We start from the raw sequence: 25,905 nt of genomic DNA, 5'->3' as shown, positions 1-25,905 counted from the left end.
ATCTGAACAGAAAAGAATGGGAGAAAGCACGACGAGAATACCGGACAATCATCAATCAACTGCCGCTGCTGGATGTACAACCGTATCTCAGTTTGGCGCGACTCGCACTTCAACAGGATCACGCATACGAAGCTACCACCGTTCTTTTGATGTCGCTCGATCTCGAACCGACTCTTTCAGCACACAAGATGCTGGGGGACATTTACCTTAAGGAGGGGCAATTCGGACAGTCTATTCACCATTCTGAAAAAGCCATCAACCTCAGTTCCACAACAGCAGATCGCGTCGAGAGTGGCCACATGCTCGCGACAGCTTTGTTCAAATCGAACGACATTCAACGGGCCCGAAACGAACTGAGGTCGGTACTCAACTTGATTCCGGATTTTCAACCGGCAGTGGCATTGCTCGCTCAACTCGAGCATCACCGTTAACGAGCGCTATCGTAATCCGCATACGGTTGCCGATGGATTTCGGTTGAGAGAATCCATATTTTACACGCAATGAAAAAGAAACGTCCCTCCAACGCAACCAACCGAAACGAGCCGGAACACGCTACTCTCCCATCAAGCAAGAAGCGGGCGTTTGCCATCCTTACGCTTCTCACTCCGGTAATTCTGTTGGCCGTTGCGGAAGGCTCCCTCCGGGTCTTCGGTTATGGACCGAACCTGAGTCTATTTAACAAGGAAACTCACAACGGAACGGAGTATTGCATCGTCAACCCTCAAGTTGCTTCGAGATATTTTTCCTCAATCACCTTCAATCCCAGCACGGCGCCTGACTATTTTTTGGCAAGCAAGCCGGACACAACGTACCGGATCTTCTGTCTTGGAGGCTCAACCACAGCAGGATTCCCCTATCAATTCGGCGGGGCTTTCTCCGCGCACCTTCGGGATCGTCTGCACGCAAAGTTCCCCGAACGTCATATTGAGGTAATTAACCTCGGGATGACTGCAACGAATAGTTTCACCGTTCTCGACATTGCCGAGGATATCTTCCCCTACAAACCCGATCTCTTGATAGTCTATGATGGCCACAACGAGTTTTACGGCGCTCTCGGCATCTCGTCAAACGAAACTCTTGGTTCAACCCGCTGGTTGACCCGGCTGTATCTCAAAGCTGTTCATCTCAAGATATTCCTCGTAATGCGCGATGCTTACTTCACGGCAGGCTCGTTATTTAGGAAAGACACCCCACCGCAGCAGACCGGAGGGACTATGATGGAGCAGCTTGCGAAAGGACAATACGTCGCTTATGGAAACGAAGAATATTGGCAGGCTCACGCCATCTACCGGCAAAACCTTGTCGACCTGAGAGAGCTCTGCCGAAAGCATAGCGTTCCCGTCTTAGTCGGCTCGCAGGTATCGAACTTGCGTGACCAGCCGCCATTCGTATCTGAACCTTCCGGCCACCTTACACCAGACCGGAAGCGGATGTTCGATGATGTATACAAAAGCGGACTCAACGACCTTCGAAATGGGAATTTCTCATCCGCTGTCACGAACTTCGTGGAAGCAACAACGTATGACTCACTTCGTGCCGATGCGCGCTTTCTGCTTGCTCAGAGTCTCGATTCATCAGGCCAGAAGCCCGACGCGCTACGGGAATACACCAAGGCGCGTGACCTTGATCTGCTGCGATTCAGAGCAAGCACGGATTTGAATACAATCATGCGTGAAGTTGCCGACGAGAGCACAATGTTCTTTGTTGATATAGAGAGGAAGTTTCGCGCCAACGCCGAGGATTCTCTCATCGGAAAGACACTGTTGCTCGAACACCTTCACCCGACAGAATTCGGCAATTTCCTGATTGCCAAAGAGTATCAGTGGATGATGCATTGGCATAAAATCATGGCAACTCAAGAGGAATGGAACCGGAGGGCGGCCACGCCGGACGAGTTGTTGTGGGAGGGTCGAACCGTAACAGAGCTTGACCGTCTTGCCGCGCAACGTAGAATACAAGTTCTTACGTCGTCATGGCCATTCACTGACGTTGACAAGCCTGTCCCGCCTCCGGCACACACCGACACTTTGGGCTTGATCGTTCATGAATGGACAAAAGGAAACTTGACTTGGGAGCAAGCTCACGTCAGGGCAGCGCAATACCACGAACGACGCGGCGATATTGAGAACGAAATCCGTGAATACCGTACGCTGATGAAATTGTTGCCGCTGAATGTATCGCCCTACCTGTTCTTGGCCAAAGCGTACCTCAAGCAGCAACAAAACCAGGAAGCCGCGTCGGTATTGCTGCGTTCGTTGCATGTCGAGAAGACGTGGTTTGCGTACAAGACATTGGGCATTCTCGCTCTCGAACCGGAGGTAGCAATACCATTTTTGCAGAACGCCGTGGGCATCTCATCAAACCCCGATCAGAAGGCCGAGGCTCTGTATCTTCTTGCGGCAACACACTTGCGCGCACAACAGCGCGCAAAAGCGTTGGAGCAGCTTCGGGAAGCCGTTCAAGCAAGTCCGGGTTTTACCCCCGCACGTGAATTGCTCGATCTCCTTACCGCGAAGGGTACCTGATTTGGAAAAACGTCGGAAACAACGTGACCCGCGCTCCTCTGCTGAACTGCCTTCCTCCCGAAAGATTCTCTTCTCGGCAGTACTTCTTCTTTTGCCTCTCCTCTTCTTCGGCACGCTCGAAGTCACACTTCGCCTCTTTGAATATGGCGGCGACCTTGACCTTGTTGTCAGGCGGCAGGTTGGAAAGAATGAATTCTACTCTATCAACCGGTCTGTGGCAAATCGTTATTTCGCGCAAACCGGAACAACGGTTCCCGAACCAGCGGATGATACGTTTGAGATCAAGAAGCAGCCGAATACCAAACGTGTCTTCTGTCTTGGCGAATCGACAATGGCGGGGTTTCCGTATGAATTTCACGCAACTTCCCCGGGATTCCTGCGTGACCGCCTCAGAGCAGCACTTCCACAATACAATATCGAAGTCGTCAATGTCGGCCTCTCCGCCGTCGGCAGCTACGTGGTTCTTGATTTTATTGATGAACTTGCCCGGTACGAACCCGACCTCTTTGTATTGTACGTCGGCCACAATGAATTCTACGGCGCGTACGGCGTAGGATCGACGGTGGCTGTTGCCGGAGGCCCGCTGTTGACGCGTTTGACCCTGACTCTGCTCAAGTTCAAGTCGTTCCTTCTTCTCAGGGATTGCTATGCGTGGGTATTCCGATTGTTCTCGTCGGAACAAGGCACACCCGTGGGAACAATGATGCAGCAAATGGCGGCAACCAAAACCATCCCGCTCGGATCTTCGACCTATCATGAAGCGAAGGAAATCTATCGGGATAACATCAGGCGAATCATTAATGTCGCGAAAAAGAAGAACGTCCCGATTGTCTTCACGACATTGGTGAGCAATCTCAAAGATCATCCCCCGTTTGTGTCGGTGTTCAACGAAGACTCCTCCCGGGAACATCACGCCGCGTGGAAGCGACTTATCCGTGAGGGGGATGAAGCGACACTTCCGGCAGATGCGGCAGTGAAGTATCGCGAAGCAACTGAACTCGATACCATGAACGCCGAAGCATACTACAAACTCGGGAAGGCTCTCTTCACCTCTCATAAATACAGGGAATCTCTCGCCGCCCTGATAGAAGCAAAGGACAAAGATGCATTGCGATTCAGAGCAACCGAGGAATTCCAGCACCTACTCCGAACCACATGCGCGGAAAACAATGTCCCCGTTGCCCGCGCTGATTCCGCGTTTGCAGCCCGTTCCCCCGGCGGAATCATCGGCGGGGAGCTGATTCTGGAACATCTGCATCCGAACATCGAGGGCTATTTTCTGATGGCAAAGACGATGTTCGAGACGGTAAGAAGTCGTGGACTTCTTGCAACGCCACAGGAGTGGTCGGAAGGGAACGAGCCAAGCGACAGAGAACTGATGGAACTCTCGACGGTATCGGAGTTCGACAGTATTGTCGGCGCGCTGAAAGTGGAGTTCCTCAAACGACGTTGGCCTTTTCAGGCGGGCACAACGGATTTCAATTTTGTTCCACGAAACCGCGTCGAGGAGTTCGCTCTACAGTACGTCCAAAACAGAATCCCCTGGTCCGATGCGAGATATCAGCTCGCCGAGTATTACGCCGGCATCGGTCAGTACGATTTTGCGCGGAGGGAATGCAACGCCGTTGCAAGGGTAATCCCCTTTTCCTACAATCCTCTTCTCCGTATCGCCGACTACTACCGGATGGAGGGAAAGCGCAAGGAGTCAGTCGAAGTATATAAGGCATGTATTGCTGTCGAAGATAACCCTTACGCTCATATCAAACTCGGATTGACATATCTTGAGGACGAGCGGCCCCAAGACGCCTTGGAGGAGTTTCAAGCTGTATTCAACGCTGACCGGGAGTTTACCGACAAGCTCCCGGCCGATGCTGCTTCGGCAGCGAGGTACTTGTTTGGTGTTGCATACGCAAAGTTAGGAAGGTTCGTTGACGCGAAACAAGAAATACAGAGAGCATTGGCAATCAATCCGAGGAACGAAGACGCACGCGACCTACTTCAACAAATCGAACAGATCACGTCATCACCGCAGGCCGGAAAATAAAAAGGGATGAACCGGAGTCCATCCCTTTCGTACAACTTATCTTCCTCCCACAGCTTATTTCATCAGAACCATCTTCTTCGTTTCTGTGAAATTCTTGGTCTCGAGACGGTAGAAGTAGACACCCGATGCGAGACTCTGGCCTTCGAACAGCGCAACGTAGTTCCCTCTCGTTTGCTCCTGGTTTACCAACTCTGCCACTTGCTGGCCGAGCAGGTTGTATACACGGAGCGTTACCTTCGCATTCTCGGGAATCGAGTATTTGATGCGTGTTGAAGGATTGAACGGGTTCGGATAGTTCTGGTTCAACGTATAGACAACCGGAATTCCCGGCGCGTTGTCCTCACGAACGTTGGTTATCCCGTACGGCGGCACTTCCGCGGGAAGCGGAGCCGCTTTCTGCCATTGATCTACCGGAGCCGAATAGGTAGCGGGGAATGTATTCGCCGCTGTCGGCTGGATGAAGCGAGAACGGTATGGATTCTGAGTTCCAAGCCCGCCACCCTCGGAAACCGAACCGCCGCCGGCATGTACATACTCATAGTTGTACATCATGCCGTAATACGTTCTGCCCTGGACTTTGAATGTAGTCGAGTAGATGCTGTCGGTCGGACCGTTGCGTGTCATGAGGCGTCGCAACGGGAACGGGGCACCGCCCTGGTTTCCTACTTGATTAAAGACCCAAGCCTGATCCTGCCACTGAAGGTACAGCGTGTCAGTCCCAAGAATGAACGGGTCGATGTAGCGAGTGGCCGGACCCATATTCACGCTGATCGTTACCCGGCAGGTATCCGTCGTATTGTTCATCGTACCGAACCGGTGGATGTCGCTGAAGTAGAACGGATCCGTATTGAAGTTGCCGCCTACTTGAGGAAACGTAAGTCTGCGATTTCCATCTCCGCGAGTGTACGGATGGTCATACTGCACACCATCGTTGTTCGTGCTGAATCCGGGAAAGCGTGTTTCCGCCGTTGCAGGGTTGAGTTGCAGGAAGAATTTGTAGTCCGATTGCTCGCCGGAGAAGCCATTGTAAGGAAGCGTGAGCTGGTACAATCCGGTCAGCGCACTCAAGGACATAGCCGTACCTCCCCAACTGTTGAAACCGCCGCGAGCCTGCACAGTATCACCGGGCGGAACAAACCAGCCGATTTGCTGCAATGCGCGCATATCGACACGGTACGTGACGTTTCCGCTGACAGGCACGCTCACCACGGAATCGTAGTCAAACCAGACAACCGGAAGCGTTTGATCTCCGGCTTCCACGGTGTACGTTCTATTGTCGCCGCCTTCCCAATCCAAGCCGCCGCGATTCGGGGTTTTGAGGAATTTGTATTGAACGTTCTGGCCTACGGTAAGCGAAACTGTTTTTTGGTAGATACTGTCGGTCGGTATCGCGTCTCTCAATGTATCGAGCGAGTTACCCCAGTCGTTGAAACTGCCGGCTACCCTTACGATATCACCGCTATCAGGGCGGAATGTACCCTCAAGCATCTTCACCCGCATGTTGACACGAAACGTGACATTGGCGTTTGCGGGAGGTGTGTAGATCGAGTCGTGGTCAAACCAGGCAAGGGATACGGTTTGGTTTCCAGCAACAACGTCATGCGTCCGGTTGTCGCCGCCTTCCCAATCCAATCCTCCCCGTAATGTCTTGAGGTACTTGTATTGGATCTGGCCTGCAGGCAAACTGACGGTCTTCTCGTAGATACTGTCAACCGTGCCGATATCACGCAACGTATCGAGCGAGTTGCCCCAATCGTTGAAACTCCCCGCAACGCGCACAATGTCGCCGCTGCCGGGGAGGAACGATCCTTCCAGCATCTTGATCGACATGCGCACATTGAAGGTAACATTGTTCTGCGCTTCTGCCACATTACCGACGGTCAGCAGGAACGCAAACAGCAGCAAGGCAATTGACCATGCTTTGTACATATTGACCTCCTTTGGTTGTTGTAGTTGTGAAATTGTGAATTGGTACGTGGTGATTCGAAAATTGCATCAACGAATATGAAATCTGCCTCCTCCTTGTATATGGATTGATGTTGGAATTAGAAAACGACGCTTACGGCAAAGTTGTTCACGTTGCTCAGCCTGCCGAATTTCTGGAACGCATAGTCGAACTTGAGTCTGAGCCCCGGTGTGATCTCATAGTTCAGGCCGGCGCCCAACGTGAGTTCTTCTTCAGATCCTTTCAACCCCAACCCCTTGTACCCCGCCCGGAGAGCAACAATCCGCTCGAACACGATATACTCCCCGCCGATATTGATGCTTTCGGAATTATCGTTGGGATGATACGCATCCACCGCAAACGTGAGTTGCTGATCCTCGTCGTTCAGCGGCTGGTACGCCAGGCCGATCCGGAGTGTCAGCGGCAAATCGAAATCGTCGGTGGCGAGTCGTGCATTGATGTTCTGATTCGAGCCGCTGTTGTTCGAAACACCGACAGGAACCAACAAGTCGTCTCCCGTCATGTTCATCTTCGTCCCGAAATTGGAAATTCCTGCTCCGAATGTAAGGCCCGGGAATGGTGTGGAGAACAGCGTACCGATATCCACCGCAAAACCGGTAGCGCTGGAATTCCAGATATGTTCGTTCACGTATTTCACGGTTCCGCCGATGGAGAACCAATCCGTCAGATTCTTTGCATAGGAGGCCGCAACCGCAAAGCTCCCGGCGCTGAAAAACTGGCTTGTGCCCTCGGGCTGCAGCTCCGTAGTTCGCTCCATATCATCCATCGAAACCGATGTGAAGCTAAGACCCACTGTTCCCAGACTTCCGACCGGAATCACCACACCGCCGTAATTGAACTTAATATCGGCTATCCAGTCCGAATGGTAGAACACCGCCTCCGTTTGGTAAATGCGCGCAATCCCGCCGGGGTTCCAATACATTGCAGAAGCATCATTCGCTATTCCGGTGAACGCCCCGCCCATGCCGATGGCGCGTGAACCCACCGGGATGCTGAGGAATTTTGCGGCCGTGGTACCGACCTTGGTCACAGGTTGCGAAATACCGGAAGAGGCAATTGACACTGCAAGGAGAATAACACGTACACTGTATCTGTTCATTGTTTTCATGTTCATTGCCCTTCCTACTTGATGACAGCAAATTTGCCGACCTTCTGCCCGACGCCGGGTGCTTCCACGTGGTAGATGTACACACCGTAGGAAACCTGCAACTGGTCACGGGATAGAAGGTTCCATTCCGCCGTTCCGTTGAGCAAGGGACTGTCATGATCGATTGTTGCCACCAGCTCGCCGCTGATATTGTAGATGCGAATCGTGCATTGTTGCGGAAGGTGTGTGAAATGAATAGAACGCGGCCCCCGACCCGTGGGGAACGGATTGCGCGGTTCCCAGTTTGCTGCCGCCACGTACGGATTCGGAACAACCTTGATCTTGTCCAGACTGTTAGCCGCAAGCTGCTTATCGACACGTTGGGCTCTGGTTGTATATTCGAACACATCATTCCTGCCAAAGCTCTTGAACGTTACCAGCGAGATCGTGTCGCCGGTCGTGTAGAGAGTATGTACCGTGTCGTAATCCGGTACAATCGCCCAAGAGATGAGAAGGTTATTTGCCGCATCCGGTTCGAGGATGATGAGATTATCCCGGAAGAAGGGATCGAGTTGACCCGAATAGATTCCGGGGCCGCCGGCAGGATCCTTCTCGAAGAATGCGAACTTAACCTTCGCATTGGTAGTAGGGTTCCGCACTGTGAAATTCACCGGCGCAGCAGGCACAATGAATCCCTGACCGTCCAGATCATACGTCGTGGACGTATCAATGCCGACCGGCCCGAAGATGATCTTGTAGTCGTTAGGATATTGCTTCCCGATGACAAATCCCTCGCGCCATCCCTGCATCTCCACCTTCCACATATTATTTCGACTGTAACGGGAACGGCTTGTATCCATTCCGAACCGCCTGTCGTTGTTCAATACAAGCTGCACGCCATCAACGACCGGCAAATCCAGTCCGGTCGGTGTGGGGCGACGACTTGCAATGAGTGTGTCAAGAAGTGATGTGTTTGTAGCGTTCGCAAGAGTGTAGAACTTCGTTCGCAGCGTGTCAGGGTCGCCCGATCGCCCGATATGCACTGTATCTTCAAATGTGATGCGATACGTTGCATTGTCACGAACCCTCGAAGGATCAACGATGCGATACCCTATTGAACCCGTCGCAGTTCCGGCTACGGGTATAATGGCACTCACATTGGGAGGCATATAACCTGCAACGGGAGCCTCCGCCGTTATGATGGCAATGGACTTGCCGAAGTCCTTTACTTTTCCGGTAATCGGATCGATGCTCAGGCGAAGATTGCTTTCCGCCGGTGAGATGTTCAATGGACGATACCCTTGGTCGTACGCCCGCACGGCATAGTAGTAGAGTTGTCCGGCCTGCACGGTGGTGTCCGTCCATGTGTGCTGAATCCCCGTATCATCTCCCATATAGAATGCAACGCCGTTGAAAGGAACTGCCGCGGAATCTCCCCGAATTCCGTTATCAAGGTCGAACTGCGCAATAGGTTTCAGCCACGGGGCGGGATTGCCGTATGCGTCGGTGATTTTCTGGGCGTCTTGAAACGCGGGATCCGTTGCACGATAAATCCTGTACCCTTCGAAATCCTGGCCGTTGACGCCCGGGATCCCCGCCAGAAACCTATCGACCGAGCTTTCCGCAACTTCATCCCAGTACAATGTTACTTGGGGGCGTCCGCGTTCATTTGTCGTCGCGACGGCGGTCACGGTCGGCTCAAGGGGCGCTTGTGCGAATTGGTAGTCCTCGTTGTAGGCAAGTTGCGCAAACGTGCGCTTGCGGAGAGCATCCGCCTTGGCGCCTGTGAAGTCCGCATTACCCGGACAACGGACAGCATTGCCCATAACCACCGCAAAAGAAATGCGCTCAATCTGTCCGGCGTTCAGCGGAAAGAGACCCGATGACACAAACAGATCGTACTCGCCCGTCCCGATCAATTCCGGATTCACAAATGAACCGGGGATCATGAATTCCGCCCAGAAGAAGATGTCGGCTGTCTGGCTGAAGTTGATGGCGCCGGCTGCGAGATACTGGACGTTCGTCAATCCGATTTGATCGGCCTCGGAAACGTCAGTCTTGTCGATGTTCGGTTCGCCGGGGAACGGCGTTCCAACACCCGATGTGGGTATGCCATCACCCTCTCCGAAGTCACCGGTATTCGGCGCGCCGTCGAGACCGACATCATCAGTAAATGGATTCCAGTCTCCATCGTTATCGATACCGTCATTCCGACTCTCGTCGATCATCTCGTCAATGAGTTCGTCAACGCCGGCATCGCGCAAGCCATCCCGGTTGATGTACTTCTTCCCGAGATCTTCGGGACCGAGGTCGTAGAGAATAACATTGGTGCCGGGCACTCGATATCGCTTGTAAGGATCAGTTGCCGCAATGTCGATCATCTGCTGGGTCACCACGGGCAAATCGCCGTATGAATTGCCGTCGTTATCGATATTGTCCTTGAACCTCTTGCCGAGATCCTCCGGCCCGACTTGAATAAGATGAATGGACTCCTGTCGGAAATTGACATCATTGCCGGGCCAGAATGCGAGATCGTTTTCCGGATTCGGAGGCCAGCGTCCCCAAGCATCAGTCGCCGCCTGGTTGATCATCGTTTGGGTGACAACCGGACTGAGTAACTCTCCGTTATCATTGTTGTCAATACCATCCGCAAAACCGACACCGCGCTGCTGACCAAACGGAATGTAGGTGGAATCCTCGTCGATCAAGCCGTTATGATTGTTGTCTATTTGATCTCCCGAGATTTCCACCGTGGTTCCCGGTATTCTTGCTTCAAAGAGTGAAGGAAGTACTCTCGGCCCGTCTCCATACTCGGGGCTGTCGCCGTCGTTGTCAATACGATCAACCGCGTTGCCGGGAGTTTCGAGGTACAGAGTCGCCGCAGCGCCGACACATGCGTTCGCGAACGCGGGGTTTGAACTGATGCCGTCCGCATCAAGGGAGAAAGCCACGTCGAGTATCAGGTCGAAGCCGGGAGTGTCGTCCTGCGAATCGCCGTCGCCGCCGACGAAATCGGCAAGCCAGAGTGTTACACCTGTTTTCTTGAGATCCTTTGTTCCGTCATTCTTGATTTCATGAATGAAGAACACGCCGTCCGCAACGGAAGCCTGCGACCACTGCAACGCACGATAATCAATGATCAGTCCCAATCCGCGTCGTGTGAGATCAGTAGTATCCGGCGTGTAACGGTAGCGGTTGTAGTTGTCGTCGCCGATACGGGCGTAGATTTCCTGATCGGCATTGAATTGATCCTTGCCGAAAAATCCGTTCCACTTTCCGCTCCAACCCGGGTCTTGAGGGTCGGACATCTTGTCGGGCCAGAACGCAGGCCACGTTGCAGGCTCATCGCTCTTTGCGAGCTTCCCGGTTGCGACATTAAAATACCCCGCGACGGGATTCATATTCCAGTCGCCTCCTGTTGCCTGGTTTGTGCGAAACGCGGGAAGGTCAACAATGCGGACTGTTCTGCCGGTATCATCCACTACCTCGCCGCCGACAAACAACGCTACCAGCGCGACATAGTGACGCCCGGTATTCTTTGGCCACTCGTACGGAACTCCCTGACCGGCGCCGGTACGACCGGAGAAGCAGAAATTGAAAACGCTTGTTCTCAGATTGTTCCCGTCAATTTCCGTCCTGCGCCGCAATGTCGGATCAACGCGCTCCCGACTCGGCACATGCTGGGCCTGCACATCCGCAACACTGATGGCCATTATCAGCGCAGCCAACGGCAGCAGACGCTTCATTAGGTTCATCGAAACATCTCCTTGTTTCATTCGTGTCATCTTCATGATTGTATCAGAAATTGATGTCCATGCCTATTTGAATCTGGCGCGGTTCGGAGTAGTGGTACCTTCTCAACAAATACTCTTCAAGCGTATTGACGCGGAAGCCTCCGGAAATATTGCCAATGCCGAGAGCCGCCGGTGTGGCGCTTGCCCGTCCTGTTTCTCCGTACACCTGTACTTCGTTGCGTCGGTCGAGAAGGTTGAGCACTTTCACAAACAGCGTGATGTTGAGAGGATCAAGCGCAAAACTCTTGAATACGCGCAAATCAACATTGTAGTTGGCGGGAAGCCTTCTGGTGTTTTTTGTTTTGATGGCATCACTGCCGCGTGCTTCGCTTTGGTTCAGAACAGGCGTGTACGGGAGACCGGAACCGTATTGTGCAATAATGAAAGCTCCCCAATCCAACTCGCCCAATCCGAGAGTGAGGTTGGCTGTATGTGTCTGATCCCAATCAAGTGGCGCAAGCGTCACACCCGAAATAACCGTGCCTTGGTCATTCGATTGCAGACGTGCCTGCTCTTCATCCTTGCTCGAGTTGACTCCTTCTGCCGTCTGGAAGGTATAGGAAAAATTGAATGAGAAGAGCTTCGTGGGGCGCTTATTTACAGAAAGCGTGATGCCGCGGGAGTTTGCATAGTCCTTGTTCACAAACATTGTATAGAATGTCGTTACCCCCTCGCCATCCGCCCGAAGCACCGGAATCTGCGCGCTCGTCGAAGTCCAGTCACGTGTGTCGCGGTAGAAGCCAGTAATGTCGAAACTCATATCTTCGGTTATTTGCTGCTGCAATCCGATTTCATACATAACGGTTTTCTGCGCACTCAAGTCCGGATTGCCGAACACCCCCTGAACTCCCGAAGCCGTGGTTACTTTGTATCCGGGCTTTTGGTACAGATCGCTGAACGAAGGGAATTGCAGGAAGTGCCCGTAGGAGAAGTGCAAAACCCCGCGGTCGGTAATGGGGTACGAGATGCCAAACCGCGGACTAATGCTCGTCTTCGCCGACGCCTTCCTGTACCAGTGTGCACGGCGCGCAGCCACGACTGACGGGTCGGCTTGTTCCTCGTCGCTCTTTACTCCATCACCGTTCAAATCAACACGGTTTTCCTGCTTGATGGGGTTGTAGATGTTCGGGTCCTGAGGGTCAGCAAGTACGTTGCCGCGCGAATCGAAGTAGTCGAAACGGACGCCGATGTTCACAATCATCCGCTCGTATTCGAGCTTGTCCTGGATGTACACTGCAAACTCGACAGGCTTTTCCGTGTATTCTTCGTAGAGCGGCCCGGTCCGTTGCGGGATGACAGGGATGATTTGTCCCTGTGCATCCTGACCGTTCGTTACGTTGTAGTCCTCAAGGTAAAGGCGGTGGAGCTTTCCCTCGATCCCGGCTTTCAGTTGGTGCAGCCTGCTGATTTGATCCGTATAATCCAATTTCACACCGCGTGTCTCGGTATTTCGCCTGAACTGATGGTTGTTCGTTCCCACGACCCTGAACTTGTAATTTCCTGCGTTGTTCGAGAGAATATCAGGGTCAACGATGTACCGCGGATCAAGCGGGTTGTCATACAAGTATTCTCTGAATTGCTTGTAGAGATAATAGAAGTTCATGGTAAAGAACGATGTATTCGAAAGAGCCTGAGTCCACAATCCCGTCAGGTTGTAGTTCCGGTCGAATTTCTTTACATCTGCAGCAGGAATCAGGTGATAGTCGTGATTGAAGTCGCGAAAGTCAATTTGACTGCCAATGGCACTCAGGCTGATCTTCGTTCCGCCTGTCAAGTTCAGCGTCAGCTTCCCCTGTCCCGATCGCCGGATTCTTCCGTTCATTGGTGTCGGCCGGTCCACAAACGTCCGTGTGAGAAGATTTCCGGCCGGATCAAATGTCGCCGAGTTTCCCGGCAGGGGCGTTCCGTTCGGGTTGATGATTTCATTTGCGTAGAGCCAGCCGTCAGTTCTGAAATATCTTCCTGAGAGATAAAACGTCAGTGGCAGATCAAACACCGGCCCACCGATGCTTCCTTCGATGTTGTGATTGGCAAAAGGTTTTACGTCGTCGAGATGGAAGAAAATGCCGTCATCGGCAGTCACATAGTCGCCGGTGTATGTCGAGAGGTTTCCTGAAAACCTCCGGTCACCGTCTTTGGTGACGATGTTGACGATTCCCGACATCGCCTGACCGTATTCCGCGTTGAACGTTCCGCTGATTACCTGCAATTCCTGAACGGAGTTGTTGTCCACCTGTACAGCCTGGCTGTTGTCGTAAGCGTCAGAAACGGAAACACCATCAATCCAATAAGCCACCTCGCTCGCTCTGCCGCCGCGGATGTGGATAGCGCCATCTCTGCCCTGCGTAATGCCCGCCTGCAATGAAAGGACTTCCGAGACTTCGGAGACGGGGAGTGTCCTGATCGTCGTTGCGTCAACGCGTGCTTCGGATGATGTCAAGTCCTTGCGAACGATAGGCCGGTCTGCTGTAACCACTACCTCCTCCGCCTGCACGGCCTCAGGAACAAGTTCGAATCTTTGCGTCGTCGTAAGATCAACCGAAACTGATACCCCGGTCACGATTTTTCTGTTGTAGCCGACAGAACTGGCGACAAGCGTGTACGTGCCGGGTGGGATGTTGAGAATAACATAGTACCCTTCGATGTTGGTTGCGGCGCCCAGCGTTGTCCCTTGTATCACCACCGAAGCCCCGATAATTGTTTCGCCGGTTTGGCTGTCTTTGACTTCACCGGCAATCTTGCCTGTTGTTCCCGGTAAAGCTGCGACCCGCCACAAAAAGGCGACCGCCACGATCATACATGCGCGTAACAGAGTTTTCATACGCTTACCTTTTGTCTTGATTGCTTACTACTATGCTTACGTTTTCCAATACATCATTGTGGATTGTGATTGACGAGCGAACCCGGAGGTCTCCGACCGCCTTGGCCGCCACCTCCCGCTTTCGAAACGGAAGCAGTTCGCCTGCAATCTGGCTTTGCGCTTCCTCGAATGTTTTTTGCCGCCCCGGACGTCTCCCGATAATCTTAAACACACCCCAATACGGATCGACTTTGGCCGGACCGATAATGTCGCCGACGCGAGCATCAAAGAATGCATCTCCCATTGGTCCGAATGACGCCTTTGTACCGTAGCCCAGCTCCCCGCCGTTCTTAGCCGCCCACAAGCGGATCGAGTGGCTGCGGGCAAGTGAGGAGAAATTCTCTCCGCGAAGTGCGCGGGACTTGAACTTATTTGCTTCGTCCTCCGTGCGGACGAGTATCTCGGCCACATTCACTTCGGGCGGAATTGTGTACTGCGCCTTGTTTTCCGCGTACATCGAGTCAAGCACATGTGATGACCAACCGGATTGGCCGACTGTATCCTGGACAGAATTTGCCCACCGTTGCAGCAGATAACGCTCGCGAAGGTGAGCCACTTGATGGCGATAGATTGAGTCTTTCTCAAGCCCCATCATTCTTGCTTTCTTCACCAATACATCCCTCGTTGCCAATCCTATTGCCATATCCTTGACATCGCCCGCGTCTCTAACACGGCGGCGCTGCTTCTCGGTCGTCCACTCCACTTTCTGCACAAAATCCCCGATGCTCCACGATCCACTCGAGAATTCCATAAGTTTCATTGCAGAAACATCCGGAGTGAGTGACGCACCGGTTTCGGGTCTTGCATCTGCATCGTCCGAAAGCATATCCCAATGTTCAAACACTTGCCGGACAGCAGCCTCATGAAAGCGGGCAGACAAGCTTACGCTCGCTTCTTCGGCAGCGGCCTTCACAAGGTGGGCGATTTTCTTCTCTTGAATCCTGTCGGCTAATTTTTGTTTCACTTTCGCATAGTCAAATTCCGACGCGAGCGGATTGACGACCCGTGATTCCACCTTGATGATGGCATATCCGACATTCAGTTTTACCGGATCAGACAGCGACCCGACCGGAAGAGAGAATGCTGTTTCCTCCATCGCCGGTTCCATCTCTCCCCAACCAAAAACACCTAGATATCCGCCGTTGTTGGCAAGTCCGGGGTCATCGAAGACTTCGCGGGCAAGCTTATCGAACGTCTCTCCGTTTTCCAGACGGGACTTGAGGCGCAATGCTTCGTTCCTGGTTTTTGCATACAGATACCGCACAGCAGCAGTTGTATTGAATCGGCGGAACTCCTCCTCGCCTTCCTGTTCGGAAATCGTGAGAGTATCAAAGCTTATCGCACGCGCATAGCGATCAAGCAATGCCTGGGTTTCAATCACTGTCATCCGTTTCTTGTATGCTTCATCCCGGTCGAAACCTTGACGCGACACATCGTTGAAAATCAGCCGTTCGTTGATCATATTGGTCAGAATTTCGTTGCGAAGACGGATATTGTCACGGTTGCTTCCCTGGCTCAGTAGTTGCTCATACCGTTCTTTGAACTCACGGGCTGTTATCTTATGCCCGTCAGCTTCCGCCACGATATCCTCCTTCTTGCCGCAGCCGGAAAAGATGAGTCCGGCAAACAGAAATGCTGTAACGCTCTTCCTCACTGTCCTGTCGCCCTCAGTACCACTCCTGATTTTTCATTCAGCTTGATGGTCAAATGGTTGCCGCTAATTTTGAAGCGTGTGGAATCGAAAACATTTCTCCATTTCAACTTCCTCAGGTCAGCAGGCAGAGGCACCCGTACGGACCGGCTCATTCGAGAATTGTTCAAGATGACGATGGCAATATCGTTTGAGTATGAGCGTTTGTACGCGATAACGTCTCCTTTGTCATCTCCCAACAGACCGACAAAATCGCCTTTTGTAAGTGCAGGACTTGCCTTCCTCGCGGCAATGCACTTTTTGTAGTAGGCGAACAATCCGGCATCAAATTCATTCCTATCGTTCGGGCGTTGCGAGCCAAACGGATGGCTTGCTTCATTCTCGTACTTCATGTCTGCCCACAGCATCGGCTTGCGCTCGTCGGGATCATCGGCGCCCCACATTCCGGCTTCGCCTCCGTAGTACACCATTGGCGCGCCGAGGTATGTCATTTGAAACAGCACCATCAGTTTCAACGTCTTCATTTCCGCATCATTCGGCTTGCGGACATCGTAGTCCTTGTTATCATTGAGATTGACATGCTTGTCGTACTTCGTGTCCGGATTCACGATTTGCGATGTGAGGCGGTCCGTATCGTGGCTGTCGAAGAGGTTCAGGAGAACGTGGTTGACATCCGGGCGATACTCGCTCCGAAGGCTGTCGAGGCGGCGCAGAAATTCCGTTGCCAAAATTTTGCGCTGTTTCGCTTTGAAGAAGTAGCCTGCCTCGCGTGCGACGCGGTAGTTCATCACAGCATCAAACGCATCGCCCCGAAGCCATGGTTCTGCGTTGAACATTTTTTCATTGTTCCAATCCTCCCACCACACTTCTCCAACGATATACGCCTCGGGGTTGATAGCGCGAACCCACGTCCGGAATTCCCTCCAAAACGGGAGCGCCACCATTTCCGCCACATCCAGCCGCCAACCGTCAATGCCGTCTTCCGGATTGCCGTCGTTGTTCGGATCCATCCAGCGCTTGACGATGGCATGAATATGTGCTTTGGGGCCGTCGGCCAATCCGTTCTCATCTTCGCGCAATTCCGGCAACTCACGAACGCCGTACCAGCCTTCGTAGTCAAACTCGTTGCCAGGCGTTGCCGGATTGTCGAAGCTTTTAATGAAGAACCAGTCCTTGTACTGCGAAGCAGCGCCGTGTCGTTTCACATCTTCAAAAGCCCAGAACGTCTGCCCGACATGATTGAACACGCCGTCGATGATTACACGGATATCTCTGGCATGCGCTTCCTTGATCAATTTCAGGAACAACTTATCGGCAGATGTCCATTGCCATGTTGACGGGTCGGCGGGATCTTCCGATTCCCATATCTTCCTGTCACCTTCAGGATCGGGTCCGAAATTGTTGTCGATGTGGTGATACATTGTTGCATCGTACTTGTGCAGCGAGGGAGATTCGAAGAGCGGATTGAAGTATATCGCGGTGATGCCCAGATCTTGAAGATAGTCGAGCTTATCGATAACGCCCTGCAGATCGCCGCCGTAACGTCGCTGTTGTGCGTGGTAGTAGAAGCCCCTTCCTGTTTGTTCCCACGTTTGCAGCTTGTACCAATCGCCGGTCCAGGATGAGATACTCCATGATTCGGGTTCATCGTGCGGCCACGATCCTCGAATGTCTTCAACCGTCGGATCATTCTTCGGGTCACCGTTGCGGAATCGTTCCGGGAAGATCTGATACCAGACAGCCTCCTTTGCCCAAGCGGGAACGCTGCTCAACTCGGAATCAGACGGAACGGACGAATAGACGGAAGATACCGCAGAGATCAGCAGCAGGGAGGAAAGAGAAAATTGAAAGAGAGTCTGTATCAATTTCATCATCCGTTAGTGTCTCCCAATTCGATGCCGGTGTGTTCTTGGATGGTACTTTCGGCTTGGCCGCCGCATGTTTGCCTGACAACCAACTCGGGAAAGAATGTGGTCAGTTTCGGTGGAGCCTCCGGATTCTTTATTCTCTCCACCAACATCTGCAACGCTATCGTCCCCATCTCGTGCATGGGCTGACGCACGGTGGTAAGCTGGGCATGGCGGGCAAGCTCGATATCATCAAAACCGACGATGGCAATATCCTCAGGAACACGAACACCAAGTTCTCGCGCAGCGTGCAGTGCGCCGATTGCCTGCACGTCGCTTGCAATAAATACGGCGCTGATATGATTGTGCCCGATACTTCGACGGATGATTTCCTTCATCGATTCGTACCCTGCTTCCCTGTTGAATCCATCCTGCTTGCCGTTTGAGGTAATGACGACACGTTCCATGTCAAACGGGATTTTCGCCTCCTCCAACGCTGCCTTGTAGCCGTTCAGACGTTCCGTTGCAGGACGTGTTTCCAAGCTTGCGTTGATCATGCCGATGTTTCGATGTCCGAGCTTGATCAAGTGGCGTGTTGCCTGCATGGCACCTTCGTGGTTCTTCACTAACATCGAATCAAACTTCTCGTGATAGGAATCGACGATCACGACCGGGAGCTTCATCTGCCGGAACTTTGGTACGAACGACTCGGGAAATTTCATCGAAAAGAACATCACGCCGTCAACGCGCCCGCCGTGCAAGGAACGACGCAAATAATATTCAGCCTGCGACGGATTGTTCACACCATACAAAATCAAATCAAATCCAAGTTCGGCGGCCTTATCCTGCACACCCTGAAGTACTTCGATGAAAAAATAATTTGTGAAAAACGGAATTATTGTCGAGACGGTGTTGGCTTTTCGGGATGCAAGCCGCTGGGCGTGAGCATGAGGTTGGTAGCTGAGGCGTTTCGCAACTGCAAGGACTTTTTCGCGGGTTTTCGCGGAAACGCTTGGATGGTTGTTGAGACACCGTGAAACAGTCCCCAACCCAACTCCTGCCTCTCTCGCCAAGTCGTAAATCGTGATGCCCATTTCGAAGGCAACCTGCCGTGGATGGAATACTTAAAAATTTGGAAGCGCTTCCAAGAAGATAAGGTATATTCAGAGATATTGTCAAGAGTTATCGTAGAAATCTCATTTCCTGCATTGAATTGCCTAATTTTTGCAATGAAATTCGGGTTCCAAGCTCTTGTAGACTGACCTTAATTCTGGAAAACATGAAAGGAAGTGACTTGAAAATGAGAACGCGACCTGCCTGACAAAAGTTCAAATTGGAAGTTGCTGGAAACCTCAAAGCCGACTTGAACCGGTTGAACTGAAATAGGACGAAAAAGTCAAAACAAAAATTTTATCATACACACAAATAACAACAGTTATCATAACTTTACCTGTAACAAACTCTCCGCCATCATCAAGGTTGCTGAAGATTTTCGCCCACAGATTGTCCGATTTGAATTCACCTTGTGCATGATGGAAAGCGTTCATATATTTCTGCCGACAAAAACACTCATCGAACTGTCGTTCTGATTTTCTTAACGAAGGTTTTTCAATGGCTGAAGTAAAGCTTGAAAATGTACACAAGATCTACGAAGGAAAAGTCACTGCCGTAAAGGATGTCAACCTCACCATTCAAGACAAAGAGTTTGTGGTACTCGTCGGGCCATCGGGTTGCGGAAAGTCAACAGCACTCCGTATGATAGCGGGTTTGGAAGAGATCACAAAAGGAACAATCAGCATTGACGGCAAAGTGGTGAACGATGTAGCGCCGAAAGACAGGGACATTGCAATGGTGTTTCAGAACTATGCCCTTTACCCGCATATGAGCGTGTACGAGAATCTTGCATTCGGTCTGAAGTTGCGAAAGTATGACAAGCAGGAAATTGAGTCGCGTGTACGCAAAGCTGCCAAGATTCTCGGCATCGAGCAATATCTTGAGCGGAAACCGAAAGCGCTTTCCGGCGGACAACGCCAGCGCGTTGCACTCGGCCGGGCAATTGTACGTCAACCGAAAGTATTTCTGTTTGATGAGCCTCTGAGTAATCTCGACGCCAATCTGCGGGTTCACATGCGAACGGAGATATCGAGACTCCATCGCCAATTGCAGAGCACGATGATCTATGTTACGCACGATCAAATCGAAGCGATGAGTATGGGAGATAGGATCGTTGTCATGAAAGACGGGATCGTGCAGCAAGTCGATACGCCGCTTGCCCTCTATCATCATCCTGCCAATAAATTCGTCGCGGGTTTCATAGGCAGCCCGACGATGAATTTTATCCAGGGAACCATTGTCCAAAACGGCTCGCTGCGGTTCCTGCAGGAACGTTCGAACTTCGCATTACCTGTCGTTCCCGGGAAAGAGCAGAAACTCAAGCCCCATGTCAAGTCCCAAATCACATTAGGCATCCGCCCGGAACATATTTACGCCCGACAACCTTCCGACGTCGAAAACGTGTCATCATTCAAAGTAACTGTGGAAGTAGTTGAACCCGTTGGAAACGAGATTTTTGTTTATTTCTCCACGGGCACCGATTCACAATACGTTGCGCGCATCGCCACAGACACTCCTCCCGAAGTCGGCAAACCGTTCGAAATGTTCTTTGACACCTCGAAAGTCCATTTCTTTGAGAAGGAAACCGAGCGGGCAATTTGATTCCGTATGTTCATGGATATAACATTCCTCCGGGCCTCGCTTGCATCCGGGCACGCTCTTGGCCCGCATCATGCGTGAGAAGTTGCACGTTAAACGGCTTCAGGTTAACAGCACTGAACTGCATTATGTTGAAGCAGGAAGCGGAACGCTTGCGGTCTGCGTTCACGGAACGCTGGGCGACTACCGGACGTGGCAGAAGCAGATCAATATCCTTTCGAATGCCTGCCGTGTTGTTGCCTACAGCAGACGGTACCATTTCCCGAATCGCAAGTCGGACACACTCGAGTATTCCGCCAGCCTCCATGCTGAAGATCTTGCGAAGTTGGTCCGACGGTTTACTGACTCTCCGGCACATATCATAACCGCTTCGTGGGGCGGAAACGTTGCTTTACAACTTGCCCTGTCTCATCCCTCTCTCGTACGAACAATTGTGCTTGGCGAACCGCCTGTTCTCCCTCTGCTCGAACACGATCCACGGCTCAAGAAACTGCTTGACGGGTTCAATCATTACGCTTTTTTCCCTGCCCGTGAGGCATTGCAAAAAGGCAGAAATGAAGACGGCATCCGCTACTTCATCGATGGTGTGATCGGAAAGGGAGCTTACGATGCAATGCCGGCATCGGTACACAGAAGATTTCTCGATAATGTTGAGGAATTGAGTGCTGAAACCATGTCGACCGACTATATTCCAGACTTCACACGTGATGAAATCGGCAAAGTCAGATGTCCTGTCCTTTTGGTAGAAGGAGGAAAAAGTCCCCCTTTCTTTCATGCCATTCTCGACGTCCTTGAATCACACTTGCCGAACGCCGAGCGAGTTCGAATTCCTGATGCTTCACACGGCATACATTCCGACAACGCCGATGAGTACAATACTCTTGTCCTCGATTTCCTCCTCCGACACTAACTCCGTACAGCTTTTATCCCCTTATCCGTTTCCATCCACAAAGGAACGTTGTACACACATACAGCCTCGTATCAACCAAATCTTACATTTTGTCCCTGTAATTCCTATGTGTCAGGTTGAATGCGGCAGCGACTATCGCTTTTCCCTTCTGTTTTTTGTCAGAATTCCAAATGCGCCCATTTGGCGTAGCATTTGTCCGATATTTGCAGGACGCATCCCGCACGCGTGACATGGAGCAGACGACAGAGGCAAACACAGAATGAACAGGGAAAACCATATCAAAGATTTCATCGACAAGGCACGTACAGCCATTGCGAGCGGCGAGTACGAAAGCGCGCTGAATGAAATCAGCTCGGTTCTCCTTATCGATTCTTCTCACGCTGAAGCCTTATCCTTGGCCACTCATCTGGGCGAGTTGCTGGAAGACAAAAGGCTCGGGACGATCGGACACGCAGAACCTCGATTCAACGAGACCGGCGATGTCCCCCCGTTGTCAAGAACTGTGTACGACCTGCATCTCGCAAAGGCGCAACAATTCTGTGGTCAGCAGTTGTATGACAAAGCGATGGCTGAGATAACGCAAGCGTTGCTTGCAAACCCGTTTGCGGAAGAAGCCCAGGAGCTTGAGCAGCAACTTCAGCAGAAAGTCAGCGCTCAACGAACCGTATCCCCGCTCCATACCTCGGCATCCGTCAATGCAGTTCTTCTCGTGGCTAAGAGATACTTCGAGCGAAAGCGATTCGCCGAAGCATTGGAAGAAGTTGAAACGGGACTGGCGATTGAGGGGAATCATCCGGAATTGCTTTGGTTGCGCGGTGCCATTCTGGAACAGATAGACTTACAGGGTACGCTCCATCGTGACCACCGGCTTCGGGACTTTTTGAGCAGAATACGAGAACGATTCGCAAAGACGGAGTTCGACAAGGCACTGGAAGACATACAAGCCGCGTTGAAGGAGTTTCCCGAAGACCGGGAACTCATTGCCCTACGAGAAGAAATCACATCAGCATACAACTCGTGGCAGGAACTGCAACTGTTTGAGTGCCATACAACAGCCGTGAGCGAACACATTCGCAATGGCAGGCAACTGCTTCGTTTCGATCGCGTGGCTGAGGCGGCCAGCGAAATCGCGCTCGGGCTTCTTCTTGCACCCTACAATGAAGAACTCAAGAACCTTGAGAAAGAAATGTGGGACGCACAGTCACGCCTCGAACAAGCCCGGATACGTGAAGAGGATGAACGAACAAGTGTGCAAAAGTCAGTGACGGTGCAGATGCATGTCATCGCGGCGGAGGAGTTTGCAAAGCTCGGTCAATTCAACCGTGCCCTCGATGAACTTGCACAAGCGTATCTGATTGATCCCGTGAGTGCAGAAGCGCGAAACATGGAGAGCAAGGTTCGTCAGGCACAACAACGCGCTGCCGCATCGCCGCTCAAACTTGTGTATAAAAACAACCGTGCCGCCCGAGCGTAAAACGTCGTGAAAGAGATTGAGATGAACACAGTTACCTCGCAAGAGCAGCATACTTCGCTGGATCTCCTTGCTCCGCAGCTTGCGGAGATTCGTACTCTTATTGATCAGAACCTCCTTACAGAATCGCTCGAACGCGTTCGTACAATGAAAACCGTTGTTCCGAGAAACATTTTCTTTGCGGGACTTGAAACACAACTCGTACGGCTGATCGACGCGGAGGCTGCTCAGGCGAGTGATGCGTCAACCATCCGCGCATCCCTCGGGCCGTTGCTCGATCGATCTGCCGAATCAATTCACAGCGGGCCGAAGATGCGACCGCGATTCGTTCCGCAGAAACCTTCGGGAAAAACCGACAGAGAAAAGGCGATCGAATCACTCAAGCTTCAGTATTTCGCTCATGCAGATACTCTGATGAAAAAGGGAGACTTCGACAACGCCCTTTCGGAAGTGCGGCGCGTTCAGTTGCTCGATCCCTCAGATAGTTCGGCGCATCAATACATTCAGAAACTGGAAGAACTGTACCTGCTGCAGCTACGCACAGCGCAGCAACCCGGTAATAACCGCGGCACGGCAGTTCCTGCCGACACAATCCAGCAACAGTCGGGAGAAAAAAAACTTGCCCCTCCTGTTATTTCGCTTGACGAAATGGTGACAATGATGGAGCCTGATTTTGATGACATTCTCGCAAAATCGCAAGCAGCACAGTCGTCTTTTGCTTCCGAACACGGGACTCTGAATCCTCCGCCCCAGTCGGAGATGATCGACGGCCCGGTGAGGAGAAGCAAGATGTCACGCTTCTTCATCATCTCCGCCACACTGATCGTTTCAGCAATTGTGGCGTCATATTTCGTTGTATCGGGCCGGGCACATGACGGGGCAGAGAGCAGCAATGCATCAATCTCGCTTCCTGCGCACAACACTGCAGTATCGCGTGCGAAAGAAGGCGCCTCCGCCACACCATCCCCCGGGCAACAACAGACACTGAGTTCAGAAACACACAATGATTCACTTCAGATTTTGACAGAACAAAATCCATGAAATCTCTTTGGAATGCAACGCTGCTATTTCTCGACAAGTACTCGATTCTTGTCTCGGCTCTTGTCATCTACAGCTATTTTCTTCTTACATCAATCGACTTGATGGGAAGCGCAAGCACAAAAAGGACGTTCTTCGATTTCGTACTCCAGTTCGACTCGCTGATCCTTATGTGGATTATTGCGTTCGTGGTCGTAAAACTCCAGCGGTACAGAATACTCAGCAGTGAACAGGAACAAAATCAAAGAATGGTACAGGTGGAACTGGAGCGTCAACGCGCGAAACTAAAACTATTGGACGAGGTAACGCTGTTGTTCCAGGAGAGCATCAACAAACCTATTGCTGTTGTTTCGACGACAACGCAGAACCTTCGCACGAAGTTCGGTGAAGATCCGGAAACACGGTCGTGGGTGGACCACATTGACTTTGCCCTCGCTCGCGTACGTTCGACGGTGAACGACATCAAAACGTACGAAACACAAAAAATCGTGTCCGAGTCACACATCCTAACGACTTCCGAATCTCTCCCGCGATAAGATCCGACGACGATTGCGCACAGCCTCCGACTTCCACCGAAGCCGGAGGCTCGTTACATGCCTGTGAAATCGTTCGATTCTACTTTTTCTTCTGCACTCTGTAATTCTCGTATTGAATGGCTTTCTTGACCTGATTTGCATCGACCTCGGCGTCGCGAACTGCCGCATCGTACGAGTCGAGCCGTTCCGCTTGCGCCCGGATTGCATCCCCCCCTGCACCGCTGCTTGCCGCAGCCGGTGACGAGCCAAGGAATGCCTTTGCGGACTGCAATTGTGCCTGCGCCTCTTCCTTCCTTCCTTCATCCAAGGCCTTCATTGCCCGTTCTACATCTCTTGTTGAAGCCGCAACATCGGCTTTGGCTTGCACCTCCATGTCACGATTCCGGTCAATCAGAACCAGATCCGACGTGTACACAACTGATGCAGCGAATGACGGACGAAACGAGATGCGGGAGGATTCGTAACGAACATTGCCCGTGGCAACAGTAGCCGTTCCGCTTCCTTTCGGAATGCTCAACTCAACAGTGATTTCCCTTGTGTCATTGGCATATACATCGCCAATCGGAATGCGGTACACATTGCGGCCGGATATTGTTTCGCAACCGATTACATCAAGAAGACGCACACCCTTGCCGAGTTGCAGTTCGATGGAGACATTCTGTGCAACAATCGAAGATGCGGAGTTGAACTCCCGATTCATCATCGATGCAAGTTGGGTAGGACTTTCGATAAAATAGTAGTTTCCGCCACCACTTTCCGCCAAGCCAATCATCAGGTTCTCGTTGTACTCCAGCCCGACACCCATTGTTGTAAGCGAGATGGATCGTTCCCGATACCGTTTGGCAATGCGATTCAATTCAATCGGGCTGGTGATTCCCTGGTTTGCAAGCCCGTCAGAAAGGAGAATGACGCGATTGACATACTCTTTTCCAACATTCTTCTCAACTTGCTTCAAGCCCTCGATCATGCCTCCGCCAAGATTTGTGCTGTTACGGGGATAGATGTCGCTCACAAGTTGCTTCAGTCGATTTCTGTCGCTGCCAACCCGTTGAGCCGAGTGCATCACATCCACCACATCGTCATAGACAACCAGCGAGAAGATATCATCCCGTTCAAGTTTGTCGATGAGTGTTGCAAGTGCCGTCTTCGCATACTCCATCTTTCGTTGATCGGACATTGAACCGCTTCTGTCGAGAACAACCGAGAGATTCATCGGGCGCCGTTCACGCGACGGTCTTTCAAAGCCGGATGTTGTGAGAATGATCTGCAGGTATACCGTACCTCCGCTCGAAGTGATATACGGACAGTTCAGTTTTCCTTCCATTGAGATTGTCGGTTTGCTTGTCGGAACCGCAGACGCCAATGTTGAGGCGGCCATCATAAACGCCACCACGATACATCCAACTGAAGTCTTCATTGTTCTCTCCCTGTATGTTTGTTTTTGGAAATGAATTCTCTGACGTT

General features: G+C 51.9%; 16 protein-coding genes. 8 read left to right on the top strand and 8 right to left on the bottom strand.

Features of this window, described 5'->3' with window-relative positions; all coding sequences use genetic code 11:
• The 3 genes from KF749_15005 to KF749_14995 all read left to right on the top strand — a co-directional run.
• On the top strand, window positions 1-431 hold a 431-nt coding region (locus KF749_15005), incomplete at its 5' end, for a hypothetical protein (GenBank protein MBX2992459.1).
• 69 nt (window positions 432-500) lie between these two features.
• A complete protein-coding gene (locus tag KF749_15000; GenBank protein MBX2992458.1) occupies window positions 501-2,525 on the top strand; it encodes a tetratricopeptide repeat protein in 2,025 nt (674 codons plus the stop codon).
• A gap of 1 nt (window position 2,526) precedes the next feature.
• Window positions 2,527-4,569, top strand: coding sequence for a tetratricopeptide repeat protein (locus KF749_14995; protein ID MBX2992457.1), 2,043 nt, complete (start codon window positions 2,527-2,529; stop codon window positions 4,567-4,569).
• Window positions 4,570-4,623: 54 nt separating this feature from the next.
• On the opposite strand, the gene KF749_14990 is transcribed toward KF749_14995, so the two are convergent.
• The 7 genes from KF749_14990 to KF749_14960 all read right to left on the bottom strand — a co-directional run bounded on the left by KF749_14990 (window position 4,624) and on the right by KF749_14960 (window position 18,868).
• Entirely contained in the window at window positions 4,624-6,498 is a 1,875-nt protein-coding gene (locus tag KF749_14990) for a T9SS type A sorting domain-containing protein (GenBank protein MBX2992456.1), read from the bottom strand.
• Window positions 6,499-6,614: 116 nt separating this feature from the next.
• Entirely contained in the window at window positions 6,615-7,649 is a 1,035-nt protein-coding gene (locus KF749_14985; protein ID MBX2992455.1) for a PorV/PorQ family protein, read from the bottom strand.
• An 8-nt stretch (window positions 7,650-7,657) separates the two neighbouring features.
• Window positions 7,658-11,377 carry a hypothetical protein gene (locus KF749_14980; protein MBX2992454.1) on the bottom strand — a complete coding sequence of 1,240 codons (3,720 nt, stop codon included), beginning with the start codon at window positions 11,375-11,377 and terminating at the stop codon, window positions 7,658-7,660.
• A 43-nt stretch (window positions 11,378-11,420) separates the two neighbouring features.
• The gene (locus KF749_14975) at window positions 11,421-14,237 is read right to left on the bottom strand and encodes a TonB-dependent receptor (GenBank protein MBX2992453.1); all 2,817 of its coding nucleotides are present in this window, start codon (window positions 14,235-14,237) and stop codon (window positions 11,421-11,423) included.
• Between the two features lie 4 nt (window positions 14,238-14,241).
• Window positions 14,242-15,930 (bottom strand): peptidylprolyl isomerase, encoded by a 1,689-nt coding sequence (locus tag KF749_14970; protein MBX2992452.1) that lies wholly within the window; start codon window positions 15,928-15,930, stop codon window positions 14,242-14,244.
• Window positions 15,927-17,798: an alpha-glucosidase C-terminal domain-containing protein gene (locus tag KF749_14965; protein MBX2992451.1), complete on the bottom strand. Its 1,872-nt coding sequence runs from the start codon at window positions 17,796-17,798 to the stop codon at window positions 15,927-15,929. The genes KF749_14970 and KF749_14965 overlap by 4 nt, the downstream gene beginning before the upstream one ends.
• Window positions 17,798-18,868 (bottom strand): LacI family DNA-binding transcriptional regulator, encoded by a 1,071-nt coding sequence (locus tag KF749_14960; GenBank protein ID MBX2992450.1) that lies wholly within the window; start codon window positions 18,866-18,868, stop codon window positions 17,798-17,800. The genes KF749_14965 and KF749_14960 overlap by 1 nt, the downstream gene beginning before the upstream one ends.
• A 517-nt stretch (window positions 18,869-19,385) precedes the next feature.
• Between KF749_14960 and ugpC the strand changes: the two genes are divergently transcribed.
• The 5 genes from ugpC to KF749_14935 all read left to right on the top strand — a co-directional run bounded on the left by ugpC (window position 19,386) and on the right by KF749_14935 (window position 24,441).
• Window positions 19,386-20,489 carry a sn-glycerol-3-phosphate ABC transporter ATP-binding protein UgpC gene (gene ugpC / locus KF749_14955; GenBank protein ID MBX2992449.1) on the top strand — a complete coding sequence of 368 codons (1,104 nt, stop codon included), beginning with the start codon at window positions 19,386-19,388 and terminating at the stop codon, window positions 20,487-20,489.
• Between the two features lie 70 nt (window positions 20,490-20,559).
• Window positions 20,560-21,396 (top strand): alpha/beta hydrolase, encoded by an 837-nt coding sequence (locus KF749_14950; GenBank protein ID MBX2992448.1) that lies wholly within the window; start codon window positions 20,560-20,562, stop codon window positions 21,394-21,396.
• 259 nt (window positions 21,397-21,655) lie between these two features.
• On the top strand, window positions 21,656-22,870 hold the full coding sequence (locus tag KF749_14945; GenBank protein ID MBX2992447.1) for a hypothetical protein: 1,215 nt from the start codon (window positions 21,656-21,658) through the stop codon (window positions 22,868-22,870).
• Window positions 22,871-22,891: 21 nt separating this feature from the next.
• The gene (locus tag KF749_14940) at window positions 22,892-23,908 is read left to right on the top strand and encodes a hypothetical protein (protein ID MBX2992446.1); all 1,017 of its coding nucleotides are present in this window, start codon (window positions 22,892-22,894) and stop codon (window positions 23,906-23,908) included.
• Window positions 23,905-24,441, top strand: a complete 537-nt coding sequence (locus KF749_14935; protein ID MBX2992445.1) for a hypothetical protein — start codon at window positions 23,905-23,907, stop codon at window positions 24,439-24,441. The genes KF749_14940 and KF749_14935 overlap by 4 nt, the downstream gene beginning before the upstream one ends.
• 79 nt (window positions 24,442-24,520) lie before the next feature.
• Here the strand turns inward: KF749_14935 and KF749_14930 are convergent, their stop codons facing one another.
• Window positions 24,521-25,858 carry a VWA domain-containing protein gene (locus tag KF749_14930; protein MBX2992444.1) on the bottom strand — a complete coding sequence of 446 codons (1,338 nt, stop codon included), beginning with the start codon at window positions 25,856-25,858 and terminating at the stop codon, window positions 24,521-24,523.
• Window positions 25,859-25,905: the final 47 nt, after the last annotated feature.

The sequence above is a fragment of the Bacteroidota bacterium genome, assembly GCA_019637975.1.
Classification (GTDB): domain Bacteria; phylum Bacteroidota; class Ignavibacteria; order UBA10030; family UBA6906; genus CAADGV01.
This window is presented reverse-complemented; position numbering and strand designations above follow the sequence as displayed.